The following is a 25,618-nucleotide window of genomic DNA, read 5'->3' as shown; positions in this document are numbered from 1 at the left end:
TCCACCCCCGCACCCCGCCACCCAGTCGGCAAGAAACAATACAAAGTGGACAGGCCCCGACGCGGCGGAGCGAAGGAGGAGGCTTAAAGATCAAGCTAAGAGGGCGCGCAGATAGGCGCGGTGCTGGTACCCCGGCAGCGAGACAGGCACAGGTCCTGGCGATCATGGAGTTGCGACGCTCTGTGATCACTGGGGAGACCTGTGCCTGTGCTGCCATCATGGCTGACCGAACCACTCTGGAGCCAATTCGTGGCTCTGCTGCCCGAGCGGCCGGAGTTCCATCCCGACCGTCCACTCGGCTGCCACCGCCGGCGCATCCGTGACCGGATCATCTTCGACAAGATGCTGCAACTGCTGCGCTTCGGCTGCTCCTACCAGGCGATCGCCGACACGACCTGCTCGGCCACCACGATCCGCAGCCGCCGCGATGAGTGGATACAACTCGGCGTGTTCGCCCAGATCAAGCAGATCGCGCTGGACTCCTACGACCGGATCGTCGGCCTCGTCCTCGATCAGATCGCCGTGGACGGCTCCATCACCAAGGCGCCCGGAGGCGGCGAGGCGGCCGGTCGCTCACCGGCCGACCGCGGCAGACAGGGCCTGAAACGCTCGGGCATGACGGACGGTTACGGCATTCCACTGGGTCGTGTCCTGGCCGGTGCCAACCGCCACGACTCCCCGTTGCTCGCCCCGACCCTGGACCGCCTGGAGGACCTCGGACCGTTACCCGACGACATCACCGTTCACCTGGACGCCGGCTACGACTCCGACAAGACCCGCACCCTGCTCGACGAACGCGGCCTGCACGGCCGGATCGCGCACAAAGGCGAGAAGGCGCCGATCCAGGCACGTCAGAGGTGGCACGTGGAGCGCACCCACGCCTGGCAGAACGCCTTCCACCGCCTCGCCCGCTGCTACGAGCGCCGGGCCACCGTCATCGATGCCTTCTTCGACCTCGCCGACGCCATCATCACCGTACGTAGCCTGATCCGCCAGGCATGGACGACCCACCGCTGGGGCACCCGTCTCCGACGCCGCCCATGACTGGTCACCAATCACCAGGGCACGGGGGTTCCGTCCCAGGAGAAGAAGCCGCCGGTGGGGCCGTCGTCCGGCAGCAGGGCCAGGCGGAGGGCACCCTGCGCTGCCTCGGCCGGGTCGCCGCCGGCGGCGGCGGCCCGGGGGTTGAGTTCGGTGGCCCGCATGCCGGGGGCGAGCGAGTTGACCTTGAAGCCGTCCTCGGCCAGCGTCTGGGCGTAGAAGACGGTGAGGGCGTTGAGGGCGGCCTTGGACGACCGGTAGGCGGCAGCGCCACCGTTTCCCGGGGTGAATTGGGGGTTGGGGTTTGTGCTCCAGGTCAGCGACGCGGTGCCACTGGAGATGTTGACGATGCGGGGGTGCGGGGACCGGCGCAGGGCGGGCAGGAAGGCATTGGTCACCGCCATCACCCCGAACACGTTGGTCTCGTACGTGCGCCGGTATTCCTCGACGGGGGTGTCGGTCGGCGGGGCGAGTGACGGCGAGATGCCGGCGTTGTTGACCAGCACGTCCAAGCGTTCCACCTGAGCCGCGGCTTGTGCGATGCCGTCGGGATCCGTCACGTCGAGGACCAGCAGCCGGGCGCCGGGACCGATCTCCTCGACGGCCCGCTGTCCGCGTTCCGGGTCGCGGGCGCCCACGTACACGGTGAGGCCCTCAGCCGCGAGCAGCCGGGCGATGTGCTTGCCGATGCCCTTGTTGGCACCGCTGACCAGAGCTGTGCGATTGTTCATGGAAACTACTGTCCCCTGGCGGTGGGCACCCTGCCAGGGACAGTCTGTACCAGGCAAGCGGCAGGAGGTGGGATGGTGCGGCAGGAGCTGGCCCGCTTCCTGCGGGACCGTCGGGCGGGCCTGCGTCCGTACGAGGCCGGGCTGACGACGACGGGCACCGCCCGCCGTACGCCGGGCCTGCGCCGCGAGGAGGTGGCGGAGCTCGCCCACATGTCGGTCGACTACTACGCGCGGCTGGAGCAGGCCCGGGGACCACGGCCATCGCCCCGGATCCTGGACGCGCTGGCCCAGGTCCTGCGGCTCACGCCGGCCGAGCGCAGCCACCTGTTCCGCCTGGCGGGATCGAACGCGCCGCCCGGCAGCAACGCTGTGCGGCGGGTACGCCCGCACGTGGCCCGGATGCTGGAGCGGCTGCCGGAGACCGGTGCCATCGTCACTGACGCGGCGTACGACGTTGTCGCCTGGAACCCCCTGGCCCGCGCACTGCTCGGCGCCGACCTCGCGCGCGGGACGACGAACCTGGCCCGACGCCGCTTCCTGGGCCAGGGGCGGATGTACGGGAGCTCCAGCGCCGAGGAATTCGGGCACATCGTGGTGGCGCGGCTGCGCCGGGCCGCGGACCGCTACCCGCATGACCCGCAGCTGGCCGCGCTGCTGGCCGAACTGCACGCCGTCAGTGAGGAGTTCCGGCAGATCTGGGAGGCGCGTCCGGTCCACGCTCCCGGGCATCGCACCAAGACCCTGGACCATCCGGAGGCCGGTGCGCTGCGGTTGAACTGCGACGTCCTGCTCGTGCCCGAGGATGACCAGGAGGTTGTCCTGATGACGGCCGACCCCGGATCACCTGCCGTGCGGGCCCTGCGCAGGCTGGCCACGCAGGCGACCTGAAACGAAAGACGCGGACAGGTCTCCCTCCAGCGGTCACAGACCGTCGCAACTGCATGTTCACTGGCGCCTGTGTCCACCTTGATGCTGAGGCATTCCACGCCGCCTATCCGCGCAAGCTCTTACAGGGCTTTCGACGCTGGGCTTTGACGCCGAACGTTTCCTCCCGACACCGCCAGTCTGCTACCGGGCCTCCTGGCAGCCACCCGGACCGGACTTCCACCGGCAGGCGACAACGAGCTTAGGACTCAAGATCAGCTACATCACGAAGACCTCCAAGTCTGCTGGGCGCGCGAAAGATCGAGGCTGGGCCCAGGCTAGGCGACCTCGACGATCATCTCCACTTCCACTGGTGCGCCGATCGGAAGCTCCGCGACGCCGACCGCCGAGCGAGCGTGCTGGCCTACCTCGCCGAAGATCTCGCCGAGCAGCTCGGACGCTCCGTTGATCACCGCGGGCTGACCGTTGAAGCCCTCGGCGGAAGCCACGAAGCCGACGACCTTGACCACGCGGACCACCGAGTCCAGCCCCACCAGCTCATCCACGGCGGCCAACGCATTGAGCACACAGGTCCGCGCGTACTGCTGAGCATCCTCCGCGCTCACCTCGGCGCCGACCTTGCCGGTTGCCGGAAGCTTGCCGTCCACGACGGGCACCTGCCCGGAGACGTACACGTGCGAGCCGCTCCGCACGGCAGGCACGTACGCCGCGACCGGCGGCACCACGTGGGGGAGCCGGACGCCGATCTCCGCCAGCCGATCCGTCCACTTACCCATGTCAGTCACCCTTCGGTAGTGCGCTGTCGAGTCGGTCCAGGATTTGTTCGAGGTTCGCGGTAGTGGTGGCGAAGTTGAGTCGTGCGTAGGTCGAGTTGGTCAGTTCGGTGTGCTGAGTGAATTCGGCACCGGAGTTGAGGTACACGCCTGCGCGCCGGAGCAGTGCGGCCGCGGGGTCGGGTCCGAGGCCTGCGCGGGTGAAGTCGATCCAGGCGAGGTAGGTCGCCTCCGGGGGGAGGTAGCCGAGCTCAGGGTGGGCGCGGGCCCAGGCGGTGACGCGGTCACGGTTGCGGGTGAGCAGGTCGGTGGTGGCGTGGAGCCAGTCGTGGGATTCGCGCCAAGCGGCGACGGTGGCGATGAGACTGAGGACGCTGGGGGTGCCGAAGTAGTCCAGCGGGGCACGGCCGAGAGCGTCGGCGGTGGGTGCGTGGCCGAGGTGAGCGACCGCGCACCGGGTGCCGGCGAGGTTGAACGCCTTCGTCGCCGACGTCGCGGTGATGGTCAGGTCCTCCACGGCCGGGTCGAGGCCGGCGAAGGGGATGTGCCGGTGCGGTGGGTAGGTGAGGTCGGCGTGGATCTCATCAGCCAGAACGGGGATTTGGTGCTCGGCCGCGATGTCGGCCAGCCCACGAAGCTCGGCGGCGCTGAACGTGTGCCCGGTCGGGTTGTGCGGGTTGACCAGCACGAACAGACGAGGCCGTTCGGTGGCGAAGACGGCGTGGTGCCGGTCGAGGTCGAGTTCCCAGCCCCCGGGGGTGCGTTCGAGGGGTAGCGGCACGATCCGGCGTCCTGCGCGGTGGATCGCGGCGAGGAACGGCGGGTAGTTCGGCACGTGCAGGGCGATGGGATCGCCGGGCTCGGTGGTGTGTTCGATGACGATCTGCAGGATCTGGATCAGGTCGCTGAACACGCGGGTGCGGCCCTCGCGGGGCTGCCATCCGTAGCGGGACCGCATGCGGTCGGTGAACGCGTCGACGACGGGGTCGCCGTCGGGCCAGTAGGGGTAGCCGAGGTCCTGACGTTCGATGGTCTCGAGCATGCGGGCGCGGACGGGGTCGGGGATGCCGATGTCCATGTCGGCGACCCAGGCAGGTAGGACGTCGGCGTCGACGGCGGTCCACTTGGCTCCGTGGCCGGCTCGTAGCCGGGTCGCGTCGAGCTCAGGACGGGGTGGGGTACTCATGCGGTCTCCAGCGGTTGGCCGGGCGCGGCGGCAAGGACGTCGCGCAGGGTCTCCATCTGCCCGTGGTGCTGGGCGAGTTCTTCGAAAACGTGCTGCAGCGCGCCGCCCTGGGTGAGGCGGATGGGCGGGCCGAGGAAGTCCGCGGGGGGCTCTTGGAGCAGGAACTGCTCGGGGTGCGCGTCGGCGACGTCGGTGTGCATCTGGGCGCGCACGGTCGCGCAGCGCTCGACGAGCAGCTCGACCGGGCCGGCGGCGGTGAACTCGGCGTCGCGGTCGCGGTCGACCGGACGGCCGCGGACAAATCCGCCGACCCAGGTCTCGATCACGCACAGGCAGTGGTGCAGCAGCGCGTACGGCGAGTTCGCGCCGGGGTGGGCGGCCCGGTTCGCGCGCTCGTCGCCGAGCTCGACCACGATCGCGGCCATCCCGTTGAGCGCGCGATCGGTGAAGTACAGGTAGTCCTCGCGGCTGAGCATGCCACTCCAATCGTCACCGGTTCAGACAGTGACGCAGTTTGCACGGCTTCGTATCACCTGTCAAAATGGTGACGTGGGATTCACCTTCGTGAGCGGAAGTGCAGCACTGGATCTGGCGGGCACGCTGAAGTGGCGTCGGACCGAACCGGAAGATCTGCTGGCCGGGCCGGCCGACCTGGAGCGCTGGCTCGACACCTCCACCGACCTACCCGGCGACGTCAGCGTCACCCAGGACGCGTTCCGGCGGGCCATCAGCCTGCGCGAAGCGGTCTACCAGCTCGCCACCGACCGGCTCGCCGAGCGCGGATTCGACCGCCGAGCTCTCGACGCTGTCAACGGCCTCGCCGGAGACGCCGGCCTGACTGTGCAGCTCAGCGACACTGGAATCCGTCGGGCCGGCAACATTCACGCTGTCCTGGCCGAACTGGCCCGCGACGCCGTCACCGTCCTCGCCGACCACGAGGCTCACATGAAGGAATGCGGCCGCCCCGCCTGCACCCGCATCTATCTCGATCATTCCCGCGGAGCCCGCCGTGCCTGGTGTGGCATGGACGAGTGCGGCAACCGCGTCAAGGCTGCCGCCTACCGGGCGCGCAAACGCCGCACCGACACTGCGGCCGCCTCCTGAGCCGTCTCACGGCCAACGCCGGCCCCGCTTGACGTCGCCCATGCGGCAGAGTCCTTTACGCGATTGAAACCGTCACCCCCTTGACAAGTGACGAGCCGTGCTTCGACTATTCGATGCGTCACCGCCCAGACAGGTGACGTTCATCGATCCGAAGGGCAGCCCGCCTTGGACTCCTCATCCCTGCAGACCCCACCCAGCGACCGCATCAGCACCGGTGAAGTCGCCGCCCGGCTCGAACGACTGCCCTGGACCAGCTACCAGCGCAGCCTGTTCCTGATCATCGCCACCGCGTGGCTGTTCGACTCGATCGACCTCGGCGCCCTGACACACCTGCTCGCCCCGATCAGCGCCGAGTTCGGGCTGACCAAGCTGCAGGCCGGCCTCGTGGGCAGTGCCACCTTCGCCGGCATGTTCATCGGCGCCCTCGGCGCCGGCGTCCTGGCCGACCGGTTCGGCCGGCTCAAGGTATTCAAGTACAGCATCATCATCTGGGGCTCGGCCAGCGTGTTGCTCGCGCTGTCCTGGGACTTCGCCAGCCTCGCCTCGTTCCGACTGCTGCTGGGCATCGGCATGGGCGCGGAATTCCCCGTCGCCGCCGCCCTGCTGTCGGAGTTCATGCCGTCGGCCAGGCGCGGCCGCTACGTCGCGCTGATGGAGGGCACCTGGCCCATCGGATTCATCCTCGCCGGCATCGGATCGTTCGTGCTGCTGTCAACGACCCTGGGCTGGCGCGGCTTCTTCCTCGCCCAGGCCCTGCTCGCCGTCGTCGCGCTCATCGTGCGCCGTAACCTGCCCGAATCCCCCCGCTGGCAGGTCTCCCGCGGCCGCCACGCCGAGGCTATCGCCACCCTCGAGCACGTCGAACGCAAGACCGAAGCCGCTTTCGGTCGTCCCCTGCCCGACCCCGGACCGATCGACGACCGCGACACGACCGGGCAGCAGACCGGGCTGCGGGCGCTGTTCACCGACGGCTACCGCAAGCGGACCCTGGCCAGCTGGACGATGTGGTTCTGCCTGCTCGGCGGCTACTACGGCCTCACCACCTGGATCGGCAAGCTCCTCACCGACGCCGGCTACGACATGGTCGAGTCCGTCGGCTACATCGTCCTCATGGCCCTGTGGGGCATCCCCGGGTTCCTTACCGCTGCCTGGCTCATCGAACGGATCGGGCGCAAGTTCTGCCTCGTCGGCTTCTCCCTGTCCTCGGCCGCAGCAGCGTTCGTCTACGGCAACGCCTCCGGTACCACCGAGCTGATCATCTCCGGGTCGGTGATGCAGTTCTTGTTCTTCGGGATGTTCTCCTCGCTCTTCGCCTACACCCCGGAGCTGTTCCCCACCCGTACCCGCGCCATCGGAATAGGCAGCTCCACGTCCGCCGGACGCCTCGGATCCATCTTCGGACCCATCGTCGTGCCTCTGGTCACCGCCACCCAGGGCCCCAGCGTCGTGTTCGCCGCCAGCGCCGTGCTCTTCGTGGCCGGATCGGTCGTGGCCATCCTGTTCCTTCCCGAAACCCGCCAAACCATCCTGGAAGACATCTCCAGCTGAGTCGGTGGGGAGCGTCGGCAACGGCGCCCCCGTTATGTTTTCCGCGGTTCCGCAATGGAGCCGCTGGCCTCCGGGCTCGGCATGACTGTGTCCCCCTGTCGAAGGAATGACCTGGGGGGTGGTGTCACCGGGCCCGGGAGGTGCCGTCGGAGACGCTGATCAGAGGCCCGGCCACCGTCCGGTCCGGCGCAATGCCGGACAGTTCGCGGGCGGCAGGTCTGCATGACGTGGATGCGCGAGCACGACACCCGAGCCGAGGCCGGCACCGTCAACACCCCTGAAAGGGCACGATGTTCGAGATCGAAGACGTGGGCGTGTTCCTCGGCCTGGACGTCGGCAAGTCCGCTCACCACGGCCACGGGCTCACCCCGCCCGGAAAGAAGGTCTTCGACAAGCCGCTGCCCAACAGCGAACCGAAACTGCGGGCCGTCTTCGACAAGCTGACCGCGAAGTTCGGCACTGTGCTGGTCATCGTGGACCAGCCCGCCTCCATCGGCGCCCTGCCGCTGACCGTCGCCCGCGACGCCGGCTGCCGCGTCGCCTACCTGCCCGGCCTGGCCATGCGACGGATCGCCGACCTCTACCCCGGCGAGGCCAAGACCGACGCCAAGGACGCGGCCGTCATCGCCGATGCCGCGCGGACGATGCCGCACACCCTGCGCTCGCTGGAACTCACCGACGAGATCACCGCCGAGCTGACCGTGCTGACCGGCTTCGACCAGGACCTGGCGGCCGAGGCGACCCGCACCAGCAACCGGATACGCGGCCTGCTCACCCAGTTCCACCCCTCCCTGGAACGCGTCCTGGGACCGCGTCTCGACCACCAGGCCGTCACCTGGCTCCTGGAGCGCTACGGCTCCCCGGCCGCCCTGCGCAAGGCCGGCCGCCGCAGACTCGTGGAACTGATCCGCCCGAAGGCCCCGCGCATGGCCGCCCGACTGATCGACGAGGTCTTCGACGCCCTCGACGAGCAGACCGTCGTCGTCCCGGGCACCGGCACCCTCGACATCGCCGTCCCCTCCCTGGCCGCTTCCCTGACCGCCGTGCACACCCAGCGCAGGGCGATGGAAGCCCAGATCAACGCCCTGCTGGAGGCCCACCCTCTTTCCCAGGTCCTGACCTCGATGCCCGGCGTCGGTGTCAGGACCGCCGCCGTCCTGCTGACCACCGTCGGCGACGGCACCAGCTTCCCCACCGCCGCCCACCTCGCCTCCTACGCCGGCCCCGCCCCCACCACCAGGCAGTCCGGGACCTCGATCCACGGCGAACACGCACCCCGAGGCGGCAACCGGCAGCTCAAACGCGCCATGTTCCTCTCCGCCTTCGCCTGCATGAACGCCGATCCGGCCTCCCGCACCTACTACGACAAGCAACGAGCCCGCGGCAAAACCCACACCCAGGCCCTCCTCCGCCTCGCCCGCCAACGCATCAGCGTCCTGTTCGCCATGCTCCGCGACGGCACCTTCTACGAACCCCGCACCCCCAAAGACGTCGAACTCGCCGCATAACCCCAGCAACCCTGAACCAGCCCAAACCCGACAGGGGTGCCTTGACGAAAGACATAGAGGCACCCCCCCGCCCGACGCAAAACGACGGTTCGATCCGCATGTCGAGTGTTGATCTCGGTCCACGGATCAGATGGTCAAGAACGCCGAACGCCCCGAGCTGTGGGCCTGCCTGGACTACCTCCGCGAAGGCGACACCCTCGTCGTCCTGGGACTCTCCCCGCCTCAGCCGCAGCCGCGCCGACCTGCTCTCCATCGTCAGCGGACTACGCAGGCGCGGCATCGGGTTCAGCTCGCTACACGAGAACCTCGACACCACCACACCCGGCGGCCGCCTGGTCTTCCACGTCTTCGCAGCCCTCGCCGAGTTCATCCGCGAACTCGATGGACGAACAGTGGGTGCGGCTGGAGGCGGTGTTGCCGCCGCTGCCGAAGATGGGGCGGAAACCGCGGGACCGGCGGCAGTGCTTCGACGCGATCTGGTGGCGCGCGAGGACTGGCTCGCCGTAGCGGGACGTGCCCGAGCGGTAGGGCCCCTGGGAGACTGAGGGGCCACGAAGTTTCCGGACAGGCACCCAATAGGGCAGGGCGGTTGCAAGTGCCGGGGTCGTACGGCTGGTCAGGTTGTGGCCGGTTGGGGCGCATAACAAGGCAGGCACGGGCTTCGTGATCATTGTGGTGTCTAAGCCCGATGATCACGAGGTGGCCCGTGCCTGCTGCTGCATCCTCTCCCATCCCTGCCGTCCTGGTGAAACTGGGCCCGCTGGACACCGACCGGATCGCCGACCTGCGCCCCTACTTCGGCTCGGTGCCCGACCCGCGCGCACGGCGGGGCCGGTGGTACCCGCTGACAGCGATCCTGCTGGTGTGCGCCTGCGCGGTCGTCTCGGGAGCCAGGAGCATCGACGAACTCGCCGAGTGGGGCCAGCGTGCCTCGAACGCGCTCCTGACAGCGATCGGGATCCGCCGCCACCTGCTCAGATGGCGGCGCACTCCGTCGCCGACCACGATCGGCCGTGTGCTGGGGGCAGTTGACGGTGACGCCCTGGACCGGGCGGTAGGCGCCTACCTGGCCGACCGGCACCGCGCCGCCACCGAGCCCGCCCAGGCGACGTCGCCCTCCGCGTCCGGACGGCCGCGCGTGATCGCTGTCGACGGCAAGGCACTCAAGGGATCAGCCTGTCTCACCGCGACGCGCCGGCATCTGCTCTCCGCGGTCACCCACGGCACCGTCGTGACCCTCGCCCAGGTGGAGGTCGGCGCCAAGACGAACGAAACCACACACTTCCGTCCACTGCTGGCACCGCTGGACCTGACCGGCACCGTCGTCACCTTCGACGCCCTGCACACGGTCAAGGCGAACATCTCCTGGCTGGTCGAGACCAAGAAGGCCCACTACATCGCTGTGATCAAGACCAACCAGCCCACCGCCCACGCCCAGCTCGCCGCCCTGCCCTGGCAGACCATCGCAGTCCAGCACACCGCCTCCGGGGCCGGACACGGACGCCGCGAGTCCCGCTCGATCAAGACCTGCGGGATCGCCGACGAACTCGGCGGCATCGCCTTTCCCCACGCCCGCCTGGCCATCCGCGTCCACCGCCGCCGCAAGCAGACCGGCCGGCGTGAGACCCGTGAGAGTGTCTACGCCGTCACCAGCCTCGACGCCCACCAAGCCGGGCCCGCCGACCTGGCCGCCGCGATTCGCGGGCACTGGGGAGTGGAAAACTCCTCGCACCACATCAGGGATGTCACCTTCGCCGAGGACGCCTCCACCGTCCACGCCGGGACCGCACCACGGGCCATGGCAACCCTCCGCAACCTCGCCATCGGCGTGCTGAAAACCCTCGGAGCCGACAACATCGCCAAGACCACCCGGGCGATCCGCGACGAACCCCAACGAGCACTCCCCATCCTGGGCATCACCAACAATCCGGACGCCCACGGAACTTGATCAAGCCCTGGTTCCTGACCGGGACCCAATTCGCACCGGACGCCGTCGGGCACGCGGTGCCGCCGGTCGGCGCTGCCGTGGTGCGCAAGCAGGACGCGAAGACCCGTGGTCCCGGCTGGCAGTGTTTCGGCGGGACCGGCGGGACCGGCGCGGCCGGCGCCGAGGTCGAAGGGGGGACGCGGCGTGGGTGGACACCTGGGCGCGCCTGGTAACAACGAAGGGGCGAACTGAAGCATCTCGCAGACGGATGCCGTACGGATACCACACCACACAAACACCTGAAGAGAGACTGGCATGAAGTCTATGGGACGTCGCGGCTTTCTAGCCGCTGCCACGGCACTTGGCGCTGGTGCCGGCTTGTCCGCGTATGCCGCCGTTTCGGCAGCGGACGGGAACAAGACTCCGGACATTGCATTGCGAGACCGGGACCTGCCCTTCATCGGCACGGAGGAGACATTTTCGACTCCCACGTTGTTGAAGCTGAACTCCATCAATCAGGATCACATAGCGTTCCTTGAGGAAATTGGCCTTTCGGATCTAGGCCAACGCCGCATCGGCGATATGGATGCGGGGGGACTCAACGTTCAAATCCTCTCTGCTCATACGCCCTCCGTACAAAATATCCCTGGGCAAAGGGGCATCGACCTCGCCTATCGTCTTAACCGGCAACTTATAGACGGGCCAATCGCCAAATATCCGGGCCGCTTCAAGGCTTTCGCCACCTTGCCCTTGCAGAGCCCGGAGGCGGCGGCGGACGAACTGGAACGCTCGGTTCGGGAAGATGGCTTCTTGGGCGCACTGACCAACGGACACATCGCGAAGAAGTATCTCGATCATCCCGATTTCGAGCCTGTGCTGGCACGTGCCGTTGCTCTCGATGTGCCGATCTACCTGCATCCCGGCTATCCAGCTGACGATGTCTTCAAGATCTACTACAGCACCACACGGTCTAAATACACGGAAGAGTACCAAGACTACATTTTCAGTGGGTCTGGATATGGCTGGCACCAGGAGGTGCTGACCCAATGCATTCGGATGATCGCGTACGAGGTTTTCGACAGATTCCCCAAACTGAAAATCATCATCGGCCACATGGGCGAAGGTCTTCCCTTCTACTACGAGCGGATCGTCAATGACATGGGCGAGCCGACCGAAGACTCGCTCGAGAAGCCCATCGGGCAATACTTCCAGGACAACTTCTGGGTCACAACCAGCGCATTCCCCCAGACCGAACTGCTCGATCTCTTACTGAAGTACATAAGCGTGGATCGAGTAATGTTCGCAACCGACTACCCGTTCGCGGACATAAAGGAGCAGACCGACTGGTTCCGCGGAGTCGATATGCCACGCGAAGACAAGGGAAAGATTGCGTTCCGAAATGCGGAAAAACTTTTCGGAATAAAAGTGCCCGTGAAGTGACGCGCCAGCGTCGGCAGAAGTGGAAAATGCTTTGGCTGTAAGGCGAGAGTACAGTCAAAGTATGCGATGCGCGGCTGCCGCATCACGCGGTCTTCATGCAACGGCGGATCGCATGCTCTTGGGTCTGCTGCAGGTTTGGGTGACAGGTTCGGTCACGCGGCCTGTAGGGCCGGTGTGGTCATGACGGCCTCGAATTCTTCAGCACTGCTTCGGCGCCGGTGAGTCCCCAGGGGCCCCGGTGATGTCGAGGCGGTCACCGATCAGATGCTGGCAGGCGCCCTCGACGGCGCCGGTGGCGATCGGCCAGCCCGCAGCCAGGGCGATGTCGTAGCGGAGCTGGTCGAGGTGGCCGTTGAGGTAGCGGCAGCACGCACTGAGCCTCCTCCAACTTCGAACCTGCAGGTCATCGGGGTTGGTGTGAGTCAGCGATCTCGTACTCGTGCTTGTCGCGGGCGGTTGCCTGCTCCCGAGATCGTCTGTCAGCGTGCGACTTCGGTGTTGGTCAACACGAGCAGCGCCCGCAGCAGCGTGGTCGCATAACGCGCCGACAGACGAAGCTTGGTGATGATGCGCCAGTTCTTCAGGTGCGCGAACGCGTGCTCGCAGACCGCGCGGACGGACGCGATCAGCTGGTTGACCTGCTTCTTCGCCGAGGTGAGCGGCTTGGTGCGGGCGGCCTTGCAGCCGGTGATGACCACCGGGTTGCCCGGGTCGTCGTCCAGGCCGGTGAAGCCGAGGTCGCCGATGGCACCCAACTCATGGGCCCGCAGGCGCTCGACGAGTTTGTTGTAGCGGGCGGTGGTGATCTCCGAGGAGCGTCCCGGACGAGCGGCGGACAGCCACAGCAGGCGGCCCCTGTCGTCGGTGAGCGCGAGGAAGAGCAGGCCGTGGGCCTTGCGTTTGCCGCTGTAGTTGCGGCAGTTGTCCTTCCCGTAGCGGCGGCGGGTGCGGGTGCGGGTGCGGATCAGGGTGCCGTCGATCAGGACAACGTGGCCGCCCTTTCGGGTGACTTTCTTCAGCGCCCGCTCCAAGCGTGGGACCCGCGCGGCAAGCAGTTCGATCACCTCCATCACCCAGCGGCGCACCGTCGTGGCGGAGACGTCGTTGCCGCCCGCCATGTCGGCAAGCCGCTGGTCATGGCGCAGGACGGCGAGGACGATCGTGGCGATCCGTCCGGGCGGCAGCTTGCGCCACCGCGAGCGGTCTTCTTCAGATGACCGCGCAGCAGGTCGCCGAGGAAGGTCAGGGTGGCCGTGGACAGCTGCAGGCTGGACTGGTGGACAACCGTCTCAGTGCCCCCGGCGGGGCTGGGTTTGTTTCGCATACGACATCAACTGCCGTCGGGGGCACGCACGTTACAGCCCCGACCGTAGACCGTGGTGGCGGGAACACGCTCACAGCGTGGTGGTGAACTTCCCGTCGGCCAGCTTGCGCAGCCAGCCCCGCTCGGCCAGCCGGTTCAGCTTCGCGCGCAGCGCCTCCGCACGGGCCCGGCTCGGAGGACATCCCCAGCTCGGCGCAGACCTGCTTGACCATGACCGGCGACTCCGCCCGCCGCAACACATCCATGATCCGCTGGTAGTCCGCGGGCAGCATCGCCTCGCTCATGCCGCGCTCGCGCCGCGGCACCAGCAGCACCGCACGGCCCGCGACCTGCCCGGCAGCCGCGGGCGGCGTCGCTTCCCGCTCCGTTTCGGCGTGCAGCTGCTCGGCCAGCCGACGTGCGACCCGCTCGGCGACGGCGAGTTCCTCCAGCTCGTCGCGCACCTCTTGGAGTTGCTGGCTCAACGTCTCTACCTGCACCTCGAGTTCGGCCCTGCGGGCCGTGATCAGCTCACGAAGGTCGGGTTCCGCATGATGGCGTCCCACCCTGACGACGTTCGCCCGCGACGCGGGCCTCGATCCGGGCACGGTGACCCTGCAGATCCACAAGCTGGAACAGGACCTGGACAGCGAGCTCCTTTCCCCTGCGGAGTCAAACACCCCATGCAGCTCACCCGCCTTGGCAAGAAGGTCGTGGCCGCCGCGGCGCCGTATACCGACCAGTTCGGTGATCTCCACGGACCACGCCACAAGCCGAAGGCCCTTGCCTCGCCCGAGCTGCGATAGCCCGCGGGCATGGGCAACGGTGAATCTGGGCGGTTCCTCCTGCGCGGGCCGCGAGGAATCTGGATCATGGGAGGGGGTGTTCTTCGCCCGCGTCGAGGAGTTCGGTCACGAGCCGACGGGCGTACGCGGCGTCGAGTCCGGCCGGGCGGAAGAGGATGCGGTACATCATGGGGGCGACCACGCGGTCCATCGCCGTCTCGACGTCGGGAGTGTTCTCCTCGCGGCCGATCGCGCGGGCGAGCACGACGTCGATCTGTTCGGCCGCGTAGGCCGAGCACCGACCGGCGTTGCTGCCGTCCGGGTCGCCGAGCAGAGCGTCACGGATGTAGGCGCGGCCGGAGGGGGACGACATCTCGTCGAGGAACTGTTCGGCCCAGGCCGTCAGGTCGGACAGCAGGTCGCCATGGCTCTCCGGCGCGGTGTCGGGCCGCAGGCGCTCCACCGCGACGTCCGACAGCAGCTCCTGAAGGTCGCCCCAGCGGCGGTAGATCGTCGAGGGGGTGACTCCGGCGCGCTGGGCGACCAGCGGGACGGTCACCGCGTCGCGGCCCCGCTCCGACAGGATGTCGCGGACGGCGGCGTGCACCGAAGCCTGGACCCGTGCACTGCGCCCGCCGGGGCGCATCATCGGCTTACGACTCATGACTCCACCTTAAAGCACGGTTATTGCGTTTAGGCGGAGTGTGTCGGCTCGACGGCCGCGCCAGGGCTCCCTCGCCGGTCTCCTCGCTCCGGGCATCCGGTCCTGATCCCGACCGGAGCCGAACGGCATATGGGCCGGTCCGGAACCGTCCGGCCCGCACGCCGCTCTCAGGCGGCCGGCGCGAGTGATCGGGCGGACTGCGTCCGCTCGTAGGCGTGGCCCACCCGCAGCAGTTGCCGCTCGCCGAAGGGCCGCCCGAGCAGCTGCATGCCGATCGGCATGCCCGCCGTGTCGTGGCCCACCGGGACGGACAGAGCGGGCACTCCGGTGATGTTGGCCGGGGAGGACAGACGCACGTAGGCGTCGGAGACGGCCTCGGTCGAGCCGTCGGACCAGGTGACGCTCTCCTGACCGGCCTTCACCGCGGTCATCGGGACCGCCGGGGCGGCGATCACGTCGACCTTCTCCAGAACGCGAGCCCATTCCTCCCGCATCAGCGTCCGGGAGCGCTGGGCACGCAGATAGTCGCCCGCGCCCATCAGCTCACCGGCCTCCAGGAGGATGCGGACGTCCGCCTGGTACAGCTCGGGGACCGTGCGCAGCGTGCCCTCGTGGTAGGCGGTGGCCTCCGGAACCATCAGCCCCCACTGCGTGGCCTGGATGTACCGGGTCATCGGGATGTCGATCTCGACGAGATGGACGCCGAGCGTCTCCAGCTGCGCGATGCCCCGGCGGACGGCGGTCTCCACCTCCGCGTCGACATGGTCGAAGTAGTAGTTGCGCGGTACCCCGACGCGCACGCCCGCCAGGTCCGGCTCCCGTTCCGGCCGGTGGTCGACGGCGGAGGTGTCCAGCGAGGCGGGGTCACGCGGGTCGTGCCCGGCGAGGACGTTCAGGACCAGGGCCGCGTCCTCGACGGTGCGGGTGACCGGGCCGACGTGGTCCAGCGACCAGGACAGTGACGTGACGCCGTGGCGCGGCACCAGCCCGTAGGTCGGCTTGAGGCCGACGACCCCGTTCAGCGCGGCGGGAACCCGGATCGACCCGCCGGTGTCGGTGCCGAGGGCGAAGGTCGCCGCCCCGGCCGCCACCGCGACGGCGGACCCGCCGCTGGAGCCTCCCGCGACCCGGCCGCGGTCCCAGGCGTTGCCGGTCTGCGGGGTGGTCAGGCCGTAGGCGAACTCGTGGGTGTGGGTCTTGCCGACCAGGACGGAGCCTGCGGCCCGCAGCCGGGCGGCGACCGTGCTGTCGGCGGCGGCGCGGTGGCCGGCCCGGACCCGGGAACTGGCGCTGGTGGGCGAACCGGCGACGTCGATCAGGTCCTTGAGCCCGGCCGGGACGCCGTGCAGCGGCCCCCGGAACACGCCGCGGGCCGCTTCCCGCTCGGCCTCCCGCGCCGCGCCGCGGGCCTGCTCAGCGGTGACCGCGACGTACGCCTCGACGTGCTGGTCCACCTGGTCGATGCGTTCGAGGACCGAGTCCACCAGCTCGACGGGGGACAGCCGGCGGGCCCGGATCTGCTGCGCGGCGTCGGCGAGGGTCAGCTCATACGGCTGCATCGTGCTTCTCCTTTCCGGCGCGGTAGGCGCCGGCGGGCGGGGTGTCCCCGAAGTCCAACTCACGCAGGACCGAGACGACGGAGTGGATGTGGTCGGCGGTGGCGGCCACCGCGGCGTGGCGGTCATCGGGCAGCGGAAGTCCGGCACGGGCGGCCCAGCGGGCGGCGTCGGGCGGCGTGAGTTCAGCGGAGGGCACGGGTTTCTCCTGATCAGGGGCGTGGCGACGAAGCGCCCCGTAGCAAAAGCTAACGGTTTGCTTTAACTCGACTGTAGGCCCTACGGTCGAGTTAAAGCAAATACATTGCATTTACGGAAGGAGTCCTATGCCCGGCGTCATCTCCGACGTACAAGCGCTGGCCGACGCACCCGCGGCGTCCGACGCACCCACGCACGTCGCCCATCGGGCCGCCCGCGCCCGTACGAAGAGGCGCACGGCTTCTTTCGCCCTCGACGTGTCGATACTCGCGGCCCTCCTGGCCGCGTCCAGCGCTCCGACCCCGCTCTACCCTCTCTACCAGGACCAGTGGGGCCTCTCCGCGCTCGCCGTCACCGTGGTCTTCAGCGCGTACGCCCTGGCCCTGTTGCTGGCCCTGCTCACCACCGGAGCGCTCTCCGACCACCTGGGGCGACGCCCCGTCCTGGCAGGCGCCCTGCTCATGGCGGCCGCCTCCATGATCCTCCTGGCCTCAGCGGACGGCGCGGGCTCCCTGACCATCGCCCGGGTCCTGCAAGGAGCGGCCACCGGAGCGGCCACCAGCGCCGCGGGCGCGGCGCTCCTCGACCTGGAGAACCCCCGGCGCCCGGGCCGATCCGCCCTGGCCAACAGCGTCACCCCGGTCGCCGGCATGGCCACCGGCGTGCTCGTCTCCACCCTGCTCGTCCGTTTCGCCCCCGCCCCCACCGTCACCGTCTTCGTACTGCTGGCGGCGTTGTTCCTCGCCCAGGCGATCGCGGCCACCTTCACCACGGAGACGGCCCACCGCCGCGCGGGAGCGCTGCGGTCGCTGCGCCCGCGGGCCGGCGTCCCGCCCCCGGTCCGCCGCACCCTGCTGGCCGCGGGCGCCGCTGTCGGCACCGTCTGGGCGCTGGGCGGCTTCTACTCCTCCCTCGGCCCGGCCCTCGTACGCCTGGTGGCCCCCGACGCCCCGCAAGCAGCCCGTGGCATGGTCTTCTTCACCCTCAGTGCCACCGCCGCGCTCACCGTATGGGCGCTGCGGTGCAGGCCGCCCCGCGCCACGGCGATCGGCGGCTGCCTGTCCGTCCTGCCCGCCGCGGCCCTGACCCTGAGCGGTCTGCACGGCGCCGGGCTGCCCGCCGTCTACGGCGGCGCGGTGCTGGCCGGCATCGCCTTCGGCGCCGTTTCCCAGGGGGCGCTGCGTATGCTCCTCGCCTCGCTCGACGAGCGGGACCGCGCCGCGACACTGGCCGCCTACTACATCCTCAGCTACCTCTCCATGAGCCTGCCCGCCGTCGCCGCGGGCGCCGCCACCCAGCACTACGGGCTGGGGGCCACCTCACACGCCTACGCCATCACCGCCGCTCTCCTCGCCCTGGCGGCCCTGGCGACACTCACCGCGTCACGACGCGTAGCGGCCCGCCCCGAAGCCGACCGCTCCCACTGAAGAGAACAACCGACCGCTTCCGCTGAAGAGATCAAGGGAAACGACACACAATGCACACCTCCCCCGCCACCGCCCCCATCCCCTCCTGGACTGTGGGCGGCGTCACCGTCCACCGCATCGACGAAGTCGCCCTGCCGCCCGCGACCGGACCCTGGCTGCTGCCCGACGCCACCCCTGAGGTGGTGACCGCCCAGGACTGGCTGCACCCCCACTTCGCCGGCCAGGACGGGATTCTGCACATCGACAGCCACAGCTTCGCGTTCGTCGTGAACGGGCTGCGCGTTCTCGTCGACACCGGCATCGGCAACGGCAAGGAGCGGGCCAACCCGGCCTGGCACAACCTGCGGACCGACTTCCTGGAGCACCTCACCGCCGCCGGTTTCCCCCCGGACTCCGTCGACCTGGTGATCCTCACCCACCTGCACGCCGATCACGTCGGCTGGAACACACGGCAGGTGAACGGCGAATGGGTCCCCACCTTCCCCAACGCCCGCTACCTCACCTCCCGCGCCGAGCGGGAGTTCTGGGCCACGTACGACATGGAGGAGGCACGCGAACAGATGTTCCGTGACTCCGTGATCCCGGTCGAACAGGCGGGTCTGCTGAGCACGGTCGACGTCCCGCACAAGGGGGCCGAGATCTCCCACGGCCTGCGCTTGATCCCGACACCCGGCCACACCCCCGGCCACGTCGCGGTGGAACTGACCAGCCAGGAGGAGACGGCGCTGATCTCCGGCGACTGCGTCCACCACCCCGTCCAGCTCGCCCACCCCGTCATCGGCGCCTGCGTCGACATCGACCCGCGGCAGTCCGAGGCCACCCGCCGCGAGCTGCTCGGCTCCCTCGCCGGCACGGACACCCTCCTCCTCGGCACCCACTTCGCACCGCCCACCGCCGGCCGCGTGGTCGCCCACGGGGACGCCTACCGACTGGATCCCGTCCCCGCTTCCTGATTGGCGTTGCCACGCCGTCTCGGTCACCGCAGGTATGGCCCGGCCCTTCGGACCCCACCACCTCCCACGTACTGGGGGATACGCGGCTCGAGTCGATGGGTTTCCCGCGCTGGAGTCGTATCTGGCGGGGATCGAATCGGACGACGCTGACCTGCAGCCTCAAAGGGACAAGATCGTGAGACAGCGGAGGTGTCCCCTCAATGAGACATACAGAAAACCTGCAGACCACTACAGCGGAACGGGACATCCCGATGCGGGCCTACACCTCCCCCCGAGGGGCCCGCTCCCATTCGTGAAAGGTAGGACCGTCGTGCGGTACGACTGCGCCGTATGCCTGAAGCCGTTAGGGCGCGTATCGGGTCGTGATCAATGGGTGGTCCGGGTGAGGTCTTTGATCCAGGTCATCGAGGCGCGCAGGTGGAGGCCAGCGAGGTAACTTTCCGGCGTTTTGTCGTATCGGGTGGCGATGCCGCGCCAGGCCTTCAGTCTGTTGATCGCGCGTTCGGCGGTGTTGCGCTCCCTGTAGAGGTCGGCGTCGTGGCTGACGGGCCGGCCGCCCCTGCCGCCCTTGTTCTTCCGGTTGGCCGCCTGGTCCTTCTTCTCCGGGATGACTGCCTTGATGTTCCGTCTGCGCAGGTAGGCGCGGTTGGCGCGGGATGAGTAGGCCTTGTCCCCGGCGACCGCGTCGGGCCGGGTGCGGGGCCGGCCGACGGGCCCGCGGACCCGTAATTTTGTGAGCACGGGGATGAACTGCGGGCTGTCCGCGGCCTGTCCCGCGGTCAGGACAACCACCAGAGGGCGGCACTTGCGGTCGGCGGCGAGGTGAACCTTGCTGGTCTGCCCGCCCCGCGAGCGTCCGAGCAGAGCGGCTTTCAACCGGAGTGTGCGCCGGCGCCGGATGCGTCGCCGCTCTTCCCGCTCCGGGTCGTTTTCGGCGTCCCGCCCGTCTTGTCCTTCCGGGCCGCCCTCTTTTGCCGGGCCTTCTCCTCCTCGGCAGCGGCCTTCTCCAAGGCGGTGATGACGTCGGGGCCCAGGTGCATCCCGGCAGCATCGTGGTGAGCGCGCGCGGTGGTGGAGTCCACGCTGACCAGGGACAGGTCCACCTCACCCCACTTCGCGGCTTCCGCGATCAGACCCTCCAGCAGCGCCTCGAAGACGCCGGCGTCCCGCCACTGCCGGAAACGGTTGTGGACGGTCGACCAGGCACCGGACTCCCGCGGCATCTCCCGCCACTGCCCCGCCGTCCTGAAGCGCCAGATCACGCCCTCGAACTGCTGCCGCAGCCGCCCGGGATACGGGCCGTACTCGCCGATCGGCAGATACGGCTCGATGAACTCCCACTCCGCGTCTGTCAGTTGCACTCGCGTCATGCACAACGACTACCGGATCGGACCCCGCTACGAGAGCGAATCCCGCAGATTGATCACGACCCGATACGCGCCCTAGACGCTCGCGGCGTCGACGGGGAAATGAAGAACCTCATCTTCGCTGTCGATGGCCCCAAGCCGCAGATCGTGCTGCCGGACTCCATCAGCAACACGATCCGCATTGTGAAGAACGAGCAGTACTGCCTGGTGTACGACCAGCCCCTGGAAGACCGCGGGTTGAGCTGGTCAGATCTGGTGGCATGGTGGGTTCGTCAGCACCCCGAGCACGCGGATGACCCGATGAGCGCCCGCGTCTCACTGCGGGAGCGGCTCCGTCGGTCGCTGAGCGACAACGGTGCCGAACTCCTGGTGTTCGACACCCGCACCGAGCTCGGCTTCGACCTCCCGGCGCTCGTCCCCCAGGTCTACCTCCACTACGACCCGTACAGCCTGACCGAGCTGGACGGTGTCAGCCGCCTTACCCGCCAGCGGATGGATTTTCTGCTACTGATGAATCAGCGCGCCCGGGCGGTCATCGAGGTCGACGGCATCCAGCACTACGCTCGGCGGGTCGACACGGCGACGATGCAGCAACCTGGCTCCGTATGGCTGGCTGATCCCGCGCGCTACGCCCCAATGGTGGTGGAGGACCGCCAACTCACCCTGCAAGGCTACGAGGTCTACCTCATCGGCGGTCACGAGCTGCGCGACCACGCAGCCGGGAAGGCGACGCTCACCGATTTCTTCCAACGCCTTCTGAGCCGCCACGGCCACGACGGCTCGGACTGATCAGCGAACCCAAGTCGCACCCCGGCGGAGCAATCGGTGATCAGGGGCGCGCCCCCTAGTTGTTGCGGGACATGACGTTGGTTACACAGTCCAATGCCGGTGAAACCGAGGTGCCTCGGCTGACATCAGTCGGGTAGCGTGCGGGCCATGTCGAGTCCTGAGTCAGACACGGTGGGGGCTTTCGGTCACGCCGTCAGCCCCCTGCACCACTGAGCTCATAGCCCTGTCGTCGCGCCGCATTCTGTGGTGAGACGAGAGCCCTTGGGGGCTGGCCGCGGTGACGGGATGACCTTCTCGTGCTTCTCCTCACCTCGGAGCCACTCGATGCCTCTCCCGCTGTATCTGCTTGCCATGGCCGTCCTCGCCATGGGCACCTCTGAGTTCATGCTCGCCGGCCTCTTGCCGGACATCGCGTCAGACCTCGATGTCACCGTCGGGACAGCAGGTGTGCTTACCTCCGCCTTCGCCATCGGCATGATCGTTGGCGCCCCCCTTGTGGCCGCGCTTGCCCGCAACTGGTCCAGGCGCTTCAGTCTTCTCGGGTTCATCGTCACTTTCGCGGCAGCTCACGCCGTGGGCGCCATCACCACGAGCTTCCCGGTCCTGTTCGCTACCCGGGTAGTCGCCGCGCTGGCAAACGCAGGGTTCCTTGCCGTCGCTCTGACAACTGCCGCCACGCTCGTCTCGCCCGACAAGAAGGGACGTGCTCTGGCCGTGCTGCTGTCAGGCACGACGGTGGCCACGATCGCCGGCGTCCCTGGTGGGTCGGTACTCGGCGCGTTGCTCGGCTGGCGGGCCACATTCTGGGCTGTTGCCGCTCTCTGTGTGCCTGCGGCTCTCGGCATTCTGAAGGGGATCCCAGCGGGATGTGTGAAGGAAGAAGCGACGGGCGGGCCGGCCTTGCGAGGGGAGCTCGCCCAGCTCGTGAAGCCGAGGTTGATCGTGGTGATGCTGCTCGGCGCGCTGGTGAACGCGGCAACCTTCGCCAGCTTCACCTTCCTGGCCCCCGTCGTGACCGGCACCGCCGGGCTGAGTGAGTTGTGGATCTCTGTCGTCCTGGTGCTCTTCGGCGTCGGTTCCTTTGCCGGGGTCACCGTCGCAGGCCGGCTGTCCGACCAGCACCCCGGACCGGTCATCGCAGTCGCCGGTCCGCTGCTGCTGATCGGCTGGCCGGCCCTGGCCGTGCTGGCCGACAAGCCGGTTGCTCTGCTCGCCCTCGTGTTCGTACAGGGCGCGCTGTCCTTCGCGCTGGGCAGCACCCTGATTACACAGGTCCTCTACGAGGCCGCAGGAGCCCCCACCATGGCCGGCTCGTACGCGACTGCGGCACTCAACGTCGGCGCCGCTGTCGGACCCCTCATCGCCGCGGCCACCCTCAGTACCGCAGTCGGAAATACCGGGCCGCTGTGGTCGAGCGGACTCCTGGTCGCTGTTGCGCTGCTCATCGCGTTCCCCCTTCGCACAGTGATCGCGGCTGGCCGGAGCACGGAGGTGCTCCAGTGACGCATGCGAACGCCCCTTTGACCATCGAGGGACGCCGACGGCTCGTCGAACGCTGCCGCATTCGTCCGATCGCTCACGTCGCTGCCGAGGCCGGCGTCTCCCGCTCCTGCCTGTCCAAGTGGAAGAACCGCTACGACCAGTACGGTGAAGCCGGGCTGGGGGACCATCCGAGTGTCCCGCGCTCCTCACCGACCCAGACTTCGCCAGACGTCGTCGAACGGATCGAGCAGCTGCGGCGGGACAACAAGTGGTCCGCGCGCAGGATCGCACTCGAACTCGCGGACCAGGGCGTGCGGATCAGCGAACGTACTGTGGGCCGGTGGCTGGCGCGTCTGGGCACGGTTCCTCGATCCCGACGGCTCGGCCAACCGGCGCCCGCCGAAACAGATCGTGGCCCGCTACCCGGGCCACATGGTCCACTTGGACGTCAAGAAGGTAGGACGTATCCCCGACGGCGGCGGGTGGCGGGCCCACGGACGCGGCTCCGAGCAGGCCAAGGCAGCCCAACGCGCGAAGACTGCCGGGACCAAGGGCGGGTAGGTCTACCTGCACTCCGCCGTCGACGGTTTCTCCCGCCTGGCCTACACCGAGCACCTCCCCGACGAGAAGGCCGCCACCACCGTGGGGTTCCTCAGTCGCGTCCGCGCGTTCTTCGCCGCCCACGGCATCCACCGGGTTGTTCGCGTGGTCACCGACAACGGTGCGAACTACCGCGCCGTCGTCTTCGCACGCTCCTTGACCTCGTGGGTCTCTCGGCATCAGCGGACCAGGCCCTACACGCCTCGGCATAATGGCAAGGTCGAGCGCTACCAGCGCATCCTCGCCGAAGAACTGCTCTACGCCCGGCAGTGGACCTCTGTGAAGGAGCGGCTTCGGGCGATCGCGGTCTGGAACGTTCACTACAACTACCACCGGCCTCACACCGCCGCCGGAAACCGCCCACCCGCCTCACGCCTCCACGCGAACGCCACCAACGTCATGGCCAGCAACACTAGCGGGCCGCCCCCGCCGGGCAAGCCGTGTCGTCCGTGCGTGCCGGGTCCGGCGCGAGCTCTCGTAGGAGGCCGGGGGAGAAATTTCCACCGGTGAGGATCGTGGCGAGGGATGCGACACCGAGGTCGTGGCGCAGTGCGGCGGCGATGCCGACCGCGCCCGAGGGTTCCAGGATCAGGCCCAGGGTGTCCCGCGCCAACCGCAACGCCCGCCGGATGTCCTGCTCCTCGACGAGGAGGACCTCGTCGACGACCTCGCGCATCCAGGCCACCGCCGCGGGCACCGGCACCCGTACGGCGATGCCGTCCGCCATGGTGCGCACCGGTCCCGTGGTCTTGGGCACGCCGGTACGCCAACTCGTCGCCATGGCGGGGGCGCCCGCCGCACACACCCCGATGATCCGGGTACGAGGTGAGCGGGCCTTCGTCCAGTACCCGATGCCGCTGATGAGTGCGCCGTTGCCGACTGGGACCACGATCGCGTCGAGATCGAGCGGGGCCAGTTCCGCGGCGATGGTGCCGGCTCCCTCCGCGATGAGCGGCTCGTCGCCGTCCTCCACGAAGACGTACTCCGTGCGGGTGTCGGCGTACGCCCGGGCCGTGTCCTTGGCGGCGTCGAAGTCTGCGCCCGACAGAACGACTTCGGCGCCCAGTTCCCTTATCCTCGCCACCTTGTTGGGGTTGGCGTCATGGGCGGCGAACACCGTCACCGGGATGCCCCGGGTCCGGCCGACATATGCCATGGCCTGCCCGAAGTTGCCAGCCGAGGCGCAGACGACATGCCGCGCGACCGCCGCTTGCCGCAGAAAGAGGTCCACTCCGCGGCCCTTGAAGGATCGGAGCGGGTTGAGTGTCTCCACCTTGACCACGGTGTCCCGGCCAAGTGCGCGGGAGAGCGAGGGATCCGAGAACTGGGGAGTGTGGAGGAAGGCGGGGTCGATGAGACGGGCGGCCTCATCGATGCCGTCAGGAGACAAACGCGTTACGGTCATGACTCACCCTACGTCGGCACTCGGCTAGGACCTGTGTGATGTTGGGATCAGCCAGTTGCCTTCAGGAGGTCGTTGATCCAGATCATCGAGGCACGGAGGTGGAGGCCAGCGAGGTAGCTCTCGGGCGTCTTGTCGTATCAAGTCGCGATGCCCTGCCATGCCTTCAACTTGTTGATGAGCCGCTCGACGGTGTTCCGCTCCTTGTAAAGATCGCCGTCGTGGCGTGTGGGGCGGCCACCCCGGCGGCCCTTCTTCTTCCGGTTGGCGTACTGGTCCTTCTTCTCCGGGATGACTGCCTTGATGCCGCGTTTCCGCAGGTAAGAGCGATTAGCGCGGGACGAGTAGGCCTTGTCCGCGGCGACAGCGTCGGGCCGGGTCCGAGGACGGCCGAGAGGCAGACGGACCCGCACCTTCTGCAACACGGGGACGAACTGCGGGCTGTCTGGTCTGCGTCCTGTCCTGCGGTCAGGACGAGCTCGGCCGGGCGGCCGAGGAGGTCCGGGTCACCCGCAAGACGCTGCTGGAGCTGCCCGATCGGCAGCCGCCCGCGCCGCCGGCCCCGAAGCTGCCGGACCATCCGGCCTACCAGCAGATCATGGCGGTGTTCGCCGCGGCCGACACGCCGCTGCGGGCGCGGCAGGTGTGCGAGGCGATGGACACCGAGATCGCGCCGAACAACATCAACAACACCCGCCTGAAGCTCAAGCGGCTGACCGAACGCGGAATCCTGGTCGAGACCGAGCAGGGCTTGTTCACCCAGCCACGGCCGTAGCCACCCGACGACACCGCAGCCAGCAGGCTTACCCCTCCCGAAACAGTGAAACGGACATCAACTCACGTACCGCCCTCTAAGAAGTCATCTCATTTGGATGACTCGGTAGAATCTCCGTCATGGTGGGGATTGTTGAGCGGTTGGTGCCGGACGAGTTGTGGGAGTTGTTCCAGC

Annotated in this window: 23 protein-coding genes and 4 pseudogenes; 16 read left to right on the top strand and 11 right to left on the bottom strand. The window is 68.5% G+C overall.

Annotated features, from left to right (window positions below):
• Nucleotides 1-201 precede the first annotated feature (201 nt).
• Nucleotides 202-1,044, top strand: coding sequence for an IS5 family transposase (locus AB0D14_RS42465; RefSeq protein ID WP_362790148.1), 843 nt, complete (start codon nucleotides 202-204; stop codon nucleotides 1,042-1,044).
• An 11-nt stretch (nucleotides 1,045-1,055) separates the two neighbouring features.
• Here AB0D14_RS42465 and AB0D14_RS42460 read toward each other — a convergent pair whose 3' ends face one another.
• On the bottom strand, nucleotides 1,056-1,772 hold the full coding sequence (locus AB0D14_RS42460) for an SDR family oxidoreductase (RefSeq protein WP_362790145.1): 717 nt from the start codon (nucleotides 1,770-1,772) through the stop codon (nucleotides 1,056-1,058).
• A 72-nt stretch (nucleotides 1,773-1,844) separates the two neighbouring features.
• Here AB0D14_RS42460 and AB0D14_RS42455 point away from each other — a divergent pair, with 72 nt between their 5' ends.
• Entirely contained in the window at nucleotides 1,845-2,660 is an 816-nt protein-coding gene (locus tag AB0D14_RS42455) for a helix-turn-helix transcriptional regulator (RefSeq protein ID WP_362790142.1), read from the top strand.
• A 314-nt stretch (nucleotides 2,661-2,974) separates the two neighbouring features.
• Here AB0D14_RS42455 and AB0D14_RS42450 read toward each other — a convergent pair whose 3' ends face one another.
• Genes AB0D14_RS42450 through AB0D14_RS42440 form a run of 3 tightly spaced genes read right to left on the bottom strand, consistent with a single transcriptional unit; the run spans nucleotide 2,975 to nucleotide 5,092 of the window.
• Nucleotides 2,975-3,433 carry a RidA family protein gene (locus AB0D14_RS42450; protein WP_362790139.1) on the bottom strand — a complete coding sequence of 153 codons (459 nt, stop codon included), beginning with the start codon at nucleotides 3,431-3,433 and terminating at the stop codon, nucleotides 2,975-2,977.
• A gap of 1 nt (nucleotide 3,434) precedes the next feature.
• Nucleotides 3,435-4,616 (bottom strand): aminotransferase class I/II-fold pyridoxal phosphate-dependent enzyme, encoded by a 1,182-nt coding sequence (locus tag AB0D14_RS42445; protein ID WP_362790136.1) that lies wholly within the window; start codon nucleotides 4,614-4,616, stop codon nucleotides 3,435-3,437.
• The gene (locus AB0D14_RS42440; protein ID WP_362790133.1) at nucleotides 4,613-5,092 is read right to left on the bottom strand and encodes a DinB family protein; all 480 of its coding nucleotides are present in this window, start codon (nucleotides 5,090-5,092) and stop codon (nucleotides 4,613-4,615) included. Before AB0D14_RS42440 ends, AB0D14_RS42445 begins: the two co-directional genes overlap by 4 nt.
• An 88-nt stretch (nucleotides 5,093-5,180) precedes the next feature.
• Here AB0D14_RS42440 and AB0D14_RS42435 point away from each other — a divergent pair, with 88 nt between their 5' ends.
• From AB0D14_RS42435 to AB0D14_RS42405, 7 genes and pseudogenes are all read left to right on the top strand, one after another.
• On the top strand, nucleotides 5,181-5,720 hold the full coding sequence (locus AB0D14_RS42435; RefSeq protein ID WP_362790130.1) for a CGNR zinc finger domain-containing protein: 540 nt from the start codon (nucleotides 5,181-5,183) through the stop codon (nucleotides 5,718-5,720).
• A gap of 165 nt (nucleotides 5,721-5,885) precedes the next feature.
• Entirely contained in the window at nucleotides 5,886-7,268 is a 1,383-nt protein-coding gene (locus AB0D14_RS42430; protein WP_362790127.1) for an MFS transporter, read from the top strand.
• Nucleotides 7,269-7,558: 290 nt separating this feature from the next.
• Nucleotides 7,559-8,776: an IS110 family transposase gene (locus AB0D14_RS42425; protein ID WP_362790124.1), complete on the top strand. Its 1,218-nt coding sequence runs from the start codon at nucleotides 7,559-7,561 to the stop codon at nucleotides 8,774-8,776.
• Between the two features lie 98 nt (nucleotides 8,777-8,874).
• Nucleotides 8,875-9,108 (top strand): annotated as a pseudogene (locus AB0D14_RS42420) (recombinase family protein); the annotation flags it as partial.
• Between the two features lie 49 nt (nucleotides 9,109-9,157).
• A complete protein-coding gene (locus AB0D14_RS42415; RefSeq protein WP_362790151.1) occupies nucleotides 9,158-9,283 on the top strand; it encodes a transposase in 126 nt (41 codons plus the stop codon).
• Between the two features lie 199 nt (nucleotides 9,284-9,482).
• Complete coding sequence (locus AB0D14_RS42410) at nucleotides 9,483-10,724, top strand: ISAs1 family transposase (RefSeq protein WP_362790121.1); 1,242 nt, start codon at nucleotides 9,483-9,485, stop codon at nucleotides 10,722-10,724.
• Between the two features lie 294 nt (nucleotides 10,725-11,018).
• Nucleotides 11,019-12,143, top strand: coding sequence for an amidohydrolase family protein (locus AB0D14_RS42405; RefSeq protein ID WP_362790118.1), 1,125 nt, complete (start codon nucleotides 11,019-11,021; stop codon nucleotides 12,141-12,143).
• 479 nt (nucleotides 12,144-12,622) lie between these two features.
• Here AB0D14_RS42405 and AB0D14_RS42400 read toward each other — a convergent pair whose 3' ends face one another.
• Nucleotides 12,623-13,261: a transposase family protein gene (locus AB0D14_RS42400; protein WP_362790116.1), complete on the bottom strand. Its 639-nt coding sequence runs from the start codon at nucleotides 13,259-13,261 to the stop codon at nucleotides 12,623-12,625.
• Between the two features lie 283 nt (nucleotides 13,262-13,544).
• On the opposite strand from AB0D14_RS42400, the gene AB0D14_RS42395 reads away from it, so the two are divergent.
• Complete coding sequence (locus AB0D14_RS42395; protein WP_362790113.1) at nucleotides 13,545-14,252, top strand: hypothetical protein; 708 nt, start codon at nucleotides 13,545-13,547, stop codon at nucleotides 14,250-14,252.
• Nucleotides 14,253-14,316: 64 nt separating this feature from the next.
• Here the strand turns inward: AB0D14_RS42395 and AB0D14_RS42390 are convergent, their stop codons facing one another.
• From AB0D14_RS42390 to AB0D14_RS42380, 3 genes are all read right to left on the bottom strand, one after another.
• Nucleotides 14,317-14,895 carry a TetR/AcrR family transcriptional regulator gene (locus AB0D14_RS42390; protein WP_362790110.1) on the bottom strand — a complete coding sequence of 193 codons (579 nt, stop codon included), beginning with the start codon at nucleotides 14,893-14,895 and terminating at the stop codon, nucleotides 14,317-14,319.
• 167 nt (nucleotides 14,896-15,062) lie between these two features.
• Complete coding sequence (locus tag AB0D14_RS42385) at nucleotides 15,063-16,454, bottom strand: amidase (protein WP_362790107.1); 1,392 nt, start codon at nucleotides 16,452-16,454, stop codon at nucleotides 15,063-15,065.
• On the bottom strand, nucleotides 16,441-16,650 hold the full coding sequence (locus tag AB0D14_RS42380) for a hypothetical protein (protein WP_362790104.1): 210 nt from the start codon (nucleotides 16,648-16,650) through the stop codon (nucleotides 16,441-16,443). Before AB0D14_RS42380 ends, AB0D14_RS42385 begins: the two co-directional genes overlap by 14 nt.
• A gap of 127 nt (nucleotides 16,651-16,777) precedes the next feature.
• On the opposite strand from AB0D14_RS42380, the gene AB0D14_RS42375 reads away from it, so the two are divergent.
• Together AB0D14_RS42375 and AB0D14_RS42370 are read left to right on the top strand one after the other, a co-directional pair.
• Entirely contained in the window at nucleotides 16,778-18,076 is a 1,299-nt protein-coding gene (locus AB0D14_RS42375; RefSeq protein ID WP_362790101.1) for an MFS transporter, read from the top strand.
• Between the two features lie 50 nt (nucleotides 18,077-18,126).
• Nucleotides 18,127-19,029, top strand: a complete 903-nt coding sequence (locus AB0D14_RS42370; protein ID WP_362790098.1) for an MBL fold metallo-hydrolase — start codon at nucleotides 18,127-18,129, stop codon at nucleotides 19,027-19,029.
• 366 nt (nucleotides 19,030-19,395) lie between these two features.
• Here the strand turns inward: AB0D14_RS42370 and AB0D14_RS42365 are convergent.
• Nucleotides 19,396-20,399: pseudogene (locus AB0D14_RS42365) on the bottom strand (IS5 family transposase).
• A 99-nt stretch (nucleotides 20,400-20,498) separates the two neighbouring features.
• Here AB0D14_RS42365 and AB0D14_RS42360 point away from each other — a divergent pair.
• The 3 genes and pseudogenes from AB0D14_RS42360 to AB0D14_RS42350 all read left to right on the top strand — a co-directional run.
• Nucleotides 20,499-21,185 (top strand): hypothetical protein, encoded by a 687-nt coding sequence (locus tag AB0D14_RS42360; protein ID WP_362790095.1) that lies wholly within the window; start codon nucleotides 20,499-20,501, stop codon nucleotides 21,183-21,185.
• Nucleotides 21,186-21,509: 324 nt separating this feature from the next.
• Entirely contained in the window at nucleotides 21,510-22,688 is a 1,179-nt protein-coding gene (locus tag AB0D14_RS42355; RefSeq protein ID WP_362790092.1) for a Cmx/CmrA family chloramphenicol efflux MFS transporter, read from the top strand.
• Nucleotides 22,685-23,648: pseudogene (locus AB0D14_RS42350) on the top strand (IS481 family transposase); the annotation flags it as partial. The gene AB0D14_RS42355 and the pseudogene AB0D14_RS42350, both read left to right, overlap by 4 nt.
• A gap of 31 nt (nucleotides 23,649-23,679) precedes the next feature.
• Here the strand turns inward: AB0D14_RS42350 and AB0D14_RS42345 are convergent.
• Both AB0D14_RS42345 and AB0D14_RS42340 read right to left on the bottom strand, forming a co-directional pair.
• Nucleotides 23,680-24,672, bottom strand: a complete 993-nt coding sequence (locus AB0D14_RS42345; RefSeq protein ID WP_362790089.1) for a threonine/serine dehydratase — start codon at nucleotides 24,670-24,672, stop codon at nucleotides 23,680-23,682.
• 47 nt (nucleotides 24,673-24,719) lie between these two features.
• Nucleotides 24,720-25,159: pseudogene (locus AB0D14_RS42340) on the bottom strand (transposase); the annotation flags it as partial.
• 108 nt (nucleotides 25,160-25,267) lie between these two features.
• Between AB0D14_RS42340 and AB0D14_RS42335 the strand changes: the two are divergent.
• Complete coding sequence (locus AB0D14_RS42335) at nucleotides 25,268-25,444, top strand: hypothetical protein (protein ID WP_362790086.1); 177 nt, start codon at nucleotides 25,268-25,270, stop codon at nucleotides 25,442-25,444.
• The last annotated feature ends 174 nt before the right edge of the window (nucleotides 25,445-25,618 follow it).

This window comes from Streptomyces sp. NPDC048484 (assembly GCF_040651415.1).
In the GTDB taxonomy this organism is placed as follows: Bacteria; Actinomycetota; Actinomycetes; order Streptomycetales; family Streptomycetaceae; genus Streptomyces.
This window is presented reverse-complemented; position numbering and strand designations above follow the sequence as displayed.